Raw genomic sequence first — 6,398 nt, forward strand, 5'->3', positions numbered from 1 at the left:
AGGTCGCAAGGTGACGAAAGCAGTCTGGCCGGTGGTGATCGCCGGTGTTCTCCTCGCCGGTTGCGCCACGCCGCAGCGTGGTGCCATCCCGGTGGTCGATTCCGGCGGCCCGGTATCCAATGGCGAACTCTATCGCCAGGGCAACAACCGGCCGTTGCCGGCCCAGCGCCAGGCCCCGGTGGCTGCGGCGCCCGCGACGCCGGCGGACTCGGGCGTGACCGTCATGGTGCCGGGCGGCAGCTCGGCGCCGCTGGAGACCTTTGCCGCGCCCGCCGCCTCCGCGCCGCTGATCACCTCGTCCAGCGCCAGTGCACCGGTCGCCCAGGCGCCGGTACAGTCCAATTACTCGCAGCCGGTCTACCCGCCCGCCAGCCAGGGCGCTGCCGCGGCCGCCAGCAGCGCGCCGACCGGCATCCCGTCCTCGGGTGGTTCCGCGGCTTCCGGCCTGGCCGCCGACGAACAGCTCGACGGCCCGGTCCTGTCGCTGTTGACCACCGCCCAGCAACAGCAGACGGGGGGTGACCTCAATGGCGCCTCCTCGAGTCTGGAGCGGGCCATGCGCATCGCCCCCCGCGAGCCCCAGGTGCTCTATCGCCTGGCCCAGGTCCGCCTGGCCCAGAACGATCCCGCCCAGGGCGAGCAGCTGGCCCGTCGCGCCCTGACCTATGCGGGTGGTCGTCCTGCCCTGCAAGCCAGTCTCTGGCAACTGATCGCCCAGGCCCGCGAGGCCCAGGGCGATGCTTCCGGCGCCGCGCTGGCCCGCCAGAAGGCCCAGGTGGGTACCTGATGGACGAGCGCCTGCCTGCCCTGGCCGATCAGTTGCTGCGGATCGAGCGCGAATTGCGCCTGCTCGGCTGGTGGTCGGCCCAGGCGCCCAGCGCCGAGGCCCTGGCCAGCCAGGAGCCCTTCTGCGTGGATACCCTGAGTTTCGCCCAGTGGCTGCAGTGGATCTTCCTGCCGCGGATGAAGCTGATCATCGAGAGCGATGCGGTCCTGCCGGCGCGCTCGGGCATCCGCCCGATGGCCGAGGTCGTCTACCAGGGCAACCTTGATCCCGTGTTGCCCTTGCTGGCCTCCCTGGCCGAGTTCGACCGGCTCATCGAAAGCCCCTGAGCTACTTGCCGCAATTCTGTTCGATCGACAGCTGGGTATCGGCCAACCGCTGCTGACGCTCTTCCTCGGTCAGCCGGCGCGTCTCGCCCCGACCGGACTGGACCAGGATGCGCGGGTTGTTTCTCAGCTGCGCCAGGTTGTTGCGCGCCTGGTTGCACTGCTCCTTGAGCTTGGCCTGGTCTTCCCGCACCTGCGCCTTCACCTGGCGATCCAGCTCCTGTTGCTGGGCATCGTTGGACACCGAGGGCTGCTGGGCGCCATTGGGCATCTTGTAGGTCGGCGCACTGCCACTGCCATTGATCTGCGGCGCCGTCTTCACGTCCACTTCATTGGCCTTCTGCCCCTCGGGCGGCTGGGCGCTGAAGTGGGTGACGCCCTTGTCGTCGGTCCATTTGTAGACCTGGGCAGCCTGGGCGTACAGGCTGCAGGCGAAAGCCAGGGCGGAAAGCCAGAAGATCGAGCGCATGGGAATCCTGGGAGGAGGGGAGGACAGGACTTCACTATAAGAGGTGGCGTCGACCTTTTCATCAAGGCCGAGCGCCGACGATCTATTGTGTCTGCCCACACCTTTCGGCTTGACTTGCGCCGGTCGAATGCGAACAATCCAAAGTTCGCTATAGCGAATCGGCCCAAAGCTGACTCCTCGGCAGACCATGAGGTGCCTACCCGCGCCGCCACAGTCAAATACCCTGCACCGCGTTACCTCGCGTCGGGTGGAAGCTCCAGCATTCATCGGAACCTTCCAACAAGGCTTTCTAGGCAGCTGAATCGTCGGTGATCACCGTCGCCCGTGCTCTGCCTTGCAGTCAACCGAACCTTGAACGTCCCCGATGGGCGTTCGCCACGCGTGGAATGAGGTGATACGTGGAGCTATTAACTGGCGCTGAGATGGTCGTCCGCTTCTTGCGCGACGAGGGCGTGAAACACATCTATGGGTACCCGGGCGGTGCCCTGCTGCACATCTACGACGCCCTGTTCAAGGAACCGGCGCTCAACCACATCCTGGTTCGCCACGAGCAGGCCGCCACCCACATGGCCGACGGCTATGCCCGCGCTACCGGCAAGGCCGGCGTGGTGCTGGTGACCTCCGGCCCCGGTGCGACCAACGCCATCACCGGCATCGCCACCGCCTACATGGACTCCATCCCCATGGTGGTCCTGTCCGGTCAGGTGCCGAGCAACATGGTCGGTACCGATGCCTTCCAGGAAACCGACATGGTCGGTATCTCCCGGCCGATCGTGAAGCACAGCTTCATCATCAAGCACCCCTCCGAGATCCCCGAAGTCCTCAAGAAGGCCTTCTACCTCGCCGAGTCCGGTCGTCCCGGTCCGGTGGTGGTGGACATCCCCAAGGACATGGGTGATCCGACCAAGAAGTACGAATACGTCTATCCGAAGAAGATCAAGCTGCGCTCCTACAATCCGGCGCAGCGTGGACACTCCGGGCAGATCCGCAAGGCCGTCGAGATGCTGGTGGCGGCCAAGCGGCCGATCCTCTATGCCGGCGGCGGCGTCATCCTCGGCGGCGCCTCCAGCGCCCTCACCGAGCTGGCCCGGCTGCTCAACCTGCCGGTCACCAATACCCTGATGGGCCTCGGCGCCTACCCGGGCAGCGATCGCCAGTTCCTCGGCATGCTCGGCATGCATGGCAGCTACCCGGCCAACCTGGCCATGCACCACAGCGACGTCATCCTCGCCGTGGGTGCCCGCTTCGATGATCGGGTCATCAACGGCGCCAAGCGCTTCTGCCCCAACGCCAAGATCATCCACGTCGACATCGATCCGGCCTCCATCTCCAAGACCATCAAGGCCGACGTGCCCATCGTCGGTCCGGTGGACAGCGTCCTCGCCGAGATGGTCGCCGTGGTCCGCGAGCTGAACGAGAAGCCCCATGCCGAAAGCCAGGCCACCTGGTGGAAGCAGATCGAGGAATGGCGCGGCAACCGCGGCCTGTTCCCCTATGACAAGGGCGACGGCAGCATCATCAAGCCGCAGACCGTCATCGAGACCCTCTACGACGTCACCGCTGGCGATGCCTACGTCACCTCCGACGTGGGCCAGCACCAGATGTTCGCCGCCCAGTACTACCTGTACGACAAGCCCAATCGCTGGATCAACTCCGGTGGCCTCGGCACCATGGGCTTCGGCTTCCCGGCCGCCATGGGCGTCAAGCTCAACTTCCCGGATGCCGACGTCGCCTGCGTCACCGGCGAAGGCAGTGTGCAGATGAACATCCAGGAGCTCTCCACCTGCCTGCAGTACGACCTGCCGGTGAAGATCGTCTGCCTCAACAACGGCGCCCTGGGCATGGTCCGCCAGTGGCAGGACATGCAGTACAGCAGCCGCTACTCCCACTCCTACATGGAATCCCTGCCGGACTTCGTCAAGCTGGCCGAGGCCTATGGCCACGTCGGCATGCGCATCCAGCGTCTGGAAGACCTCAAGCCGATGATGGCCGAAGCCTTCGCCATGAAGGACCGCCTGGTCTTCCTCGACATCGCCGTGGACAACACCGAGCACGTCTACCCGATGCAGATCAAGGATGGCGCGATGCGCGACATGTGGCTGAGCAAGACGGAGCGGACCTGATCATGAGACACATCATCTCCCTGCTGCTGGAAAACGAGCCCGGCGCCCTGTCCCGCGTGGTCGGCCTGTTCTCCCAGCGCAACTACAACATCGAGAGCCTCACGGTCGCCGCGACCGAGGATCCGACCCTGTCGCGCCTGACGCTGACCACCATCGGCCAGGAAGAGACGGTCGAGCAGATCACCAAGAACCTCAACAAGCTCATCGAGGTGGTGAAACTGGTCAACCTGTCCGAGAGCGCCCACATCGAGCGCGAACTCCTGCTGATCAAGGTCAAGGCCACCGGTGCCCAGCGCGCCGAGGTCAAGCGCACCACCGACATCTTCCGCGGCCAGATCGTGGACGTCGGCAGCAGCGTGTATACCATTCAGCTGGCGGGCACCAGCGAGAAGATCGACAGCTTCATCCAGGCGATCGGCGCCGCGTCCATCCTCGAGGTGGTGCGTAGCGGCGTAACCGGAATTTCCCGTGGCGACAAAGCCCTGAGCATCTGATACCCCCTTTTCCAGGAGAACCTGCAATGCGCGTTTACTACGACAAAGACTGTGACCTTTCCATCATCCAGGGCAAGAAGGTCGCCATCATCGGCTACGGCTCTCAGGGCCACGCCCACGCCTGCAACCTGAAGGACTCCGGCGTCGACGTCGTGGTCGGTCTGCGCAGCGGCTCCGCCACCGTGGCCAAGGCCGAGGCCCATGGCCTGACCGTCAAGCCGGTGAAGGACGCCGTCGCTTCCGCCGACGTGGTCATGATCCTGACCCCCGACGAATTCCAGTCCAAGCTGTACAAGGACGAGATCGAGCCGAACCTGAAGCAGGGCGCCACCCTGGCCTTCGCCCACGGTTTCGCCATCCACTACAACCAGGTCGTGCCCCGCGCTGACCTGGACGTCATCATGATCGCCCCCAAGGCGCCGGGCCACACCGTGCGCTCCGAGTTCGTCAAGGGCGGTGGCATCCCTGACCTGGTCGCCGTCCACCAGGACGCTTCCGGCAACGCCAAGAACGTCGCCCTGTCCTACGCCTGCGGCGTCGGCGGCGGCCGTACCGGCATCATCGAAACCACCTTCAAGGACGAGACCGAAACCGACCTGTTCGGCGAACAGGCCGTGCTGTGCGGTGGCGCGGTCGAGCTGGTCAAGGCCGGTTTCGAAACCCTGGTCGAAGCCGGCTATGCGCCGGAAATGGCGTACTTTGAGTGCCTGCACGAGCTGAAGCTGATCGTCGACCTCATGTACGAAGGCGGCATCGCCAACATGAACTACTCGATCTCCAACAACGCCGAGTACGGCGAATACGTGACCGGCCCCGAGGTGATCAACGCCGAGTCGCGCGCTGCCATGAAGAATGCGCTCAAGCGCATCCAGAACGGCGAATACGCCAAGATGTTCGTGGCCGAGGGCGCGTCCAACTACGCCTCCATGACCGCCTACCGTCGCAACAACGCGGCTCACCCGATCGAGCAGGTCGGCGAGAAGCTGCGCGCCATGATGCCCTGGATCGCGTCGAACAAGATCGTCGACAAGACCAAGAACTGATCGGGCAGGGCGCCCGCCCTGTAACGACCGGTAAAAGACGCGGCCTCGGCCGCGTTTTTCATTGCACTGCCCACGACTCCGGCAATGCCTTAGCATGGGAGGTTAGGCTGAACCCTAGCCTTAAGGGGTCAGTCCAATCCGTCAGGTAATGCCCAAGGAAAATCCATGAGCGAGCGTCCCGAAGAAAACCCGTCCACTACCAACACCGACGGTCTCATCCCCGTGGATGAGCACATCGAGGAGACGCAGGACGCCCAGGGGCGCAAGATCAGACGCCGTGGCGTGTACCTGCTGCCCAACCTCTTCACCACTGCGGCGCTGTTCGCCGGTCTGTATTCCATCATCAAGGGGGTCGCCGCCCAGACCGCCTTCATCCAGGGCCAGTACGAGATCGCCTCCGCCGGCTTCTCCGCGGCTGCCGCGGCCATCTTCATCGCCATGGTGCTCGACGGCCTGGATGGCCGGGTCGCCCGTATGACCAATACCCAGAGCGCCTTCGGCGAGCAGTACGATTCGCTGTCCGACATGGTCGCCTTCGGCGTCGCGCCGGCCATCCTGGCTTTCCAGTGGGCCCTGAGCGGCCTGGGTAACGTGGGCTGGGCCGTCGCCTTCATCTATGTCGCCGGCGCCGCCCTGCGCCTGGCTCGCTTCAACACTCAGATCGGCTCGGTGGACAAGCGCTACTTCATCGGCCTGGCCAGTCCGTCGGCCGCCGCCCTGGTCGCCGGTACCGTCTGGTGCTTCAGTGACTTCGGCATCCAGGGCTCCAAGCTGTCCCTGCTGGTGGCCCTGATGGTCGCCGCTGCCGGCATGCTCATGGTCAGCAACTTCAAGTATTGGAGCTTCAAGACCCTAGGTCTCAAGGGGCGCGTCCCCTTCGTGGTCATCCTGATCGCCGTGCTGGTCTTCGCCGTGGTCTTCACCGACCCGCCGCGTGTCCTGCTGCTGGGCTTCCTGGCCTATGCCGTCTCCGGACCCTTCACCACCCTCTGGCGTAACCGTCGTATCGGCCGGGCCTGAGGGCCTACGAGAGAAGGGGCTGCGCGAGCAGCCCCTTCTTTTTTGCCTTTCTGAAAAATAACCTGTTGACGCCCTCTGAAACTCCCCTATAATGCGCCCCACTTCCGGCGCAGACGCTGAAGGGCTTGAAAATCAAGCA

The 6,398-nt window shown here is 64.7% G+C and carries 7 protein-coding genes; 6 read left to right on the forward strand and 1 reads right to left on the reverse strand.

The window, feature by feature from the left end; translation table 11 throughout:
- The first annotated feature begins 10 nt into the window (after positions 1 to 10).
- A complete protein-coding gene (locus tag FSV73_RS15210) occupies positions 11 to 787 on the forward strand; it encodes a tetratricopeptide repeat protein (RefSeq protein ID WP_186309241.1) in 777 nt (258 codons plus the stop codon).
- Complete coding sequence (locus FSV73_RS15215; protein ID WP_145008679.1) at positions 787 to 1,113, forward strand: YqcC family protein; 327 nt, start codon at positions 787 to 789, stop codon at positions 1,111 to 1,113. Before FSV73_RS15210 ends, FSV73_RS15215 begins: the two co-directional genes overlap by 1 nt.
- A 1-nt stretch (position 1,114) precedes the next feature.
- Here FSV73_RS15215 and FSV73_RS15220 read toward each other — a convergent pair whose 3' ends face one another.
- The gene (locus tag FSV73_RS15220) at positions 1,115 to 1,579 is read right to left on the reverse strand and encodes a DUF4124 domain-containing protein (protein WP_145008680.1); all 465 of its coding nucleotides are present in this window, start codon (positions 1,577 to 1,579) and stop codon (positions 1,115 to 1,117) included.
- A 398-nt stretch (positions 1,580 to 1,977) separates the two neighbouring features.
- Here FSV73_RS15220 and FSV73_RS15225 point away from each other — a divergent pair, with 398 nt between their 5' ends.
- From FSV73_RS15225 to pssA, 4 genes are all read left to right on the forward strand, one after another.
- A complete protein-coding gene (locus FSV73_RS15225; protein WP_145008681.1) occupies positions 1,978 to 3,702 on the forward strand; it encodes an acetolactate synthase 3 large subunit in 1,725 nt (574 codons plus the stop codon).
- Positions 3,703 to 3,704: 2 nt separating this feature from the next.
- The gene (gene ilvN / locus FSV73_RS15230) at positions 3,705 to 4,196 is read left to right on the forward strand and encodes an acetolactate synthase small subunit (RefSeq protein ID WP_007159690.1); all 492 of its coding nucleotides are present in this window, start codon (positions 3,705 to 3,707) and stop codon (positions 4,194 to 4,196) included.
- Between the two features lie 26 nt (positions 4,197 to 4,222).
- Positions 4,223 to 5,239, forward strand: coding sequence for a ketol-acid reductoisomerase (gene ilvC / locus FSV73_RS15235; protein ID WP_007159689.1), 1,017 nt, complete (start codon positions 4,223 to 4,225; stop codon positions 5,237 to 5,239).
- Positions 5,240 to 5,404: 165 nt separating this feature from the next.
- Entirely contained in the window at positions 5,405 to 6,259 is an 855-nt protein-coding gene (gene pssA, locus FSV73_RS15240) for a CDP-diacylglycerol--serine O-phosphatidyltransferase (RefSeq protein ID WP_145008682.1), read from the forward strand.
- The last annotated feature ends 139 nt before the right edge of the window (positions 6,260 to 6,398 follow it).

The sequence above is a fragment of the Pseudomonas oryzihabitans genome, from assembly GCF_007665395.1.
In the GTDB taxonomy this organism is placed as follows: domain Bacteria; phylum Pseudomonadota; class Gammaproteobacteria; order Pseudomonadales; family Pseudomonadaceae; genus Chryseomonas; species Chryseomonas psychrotolerans_C.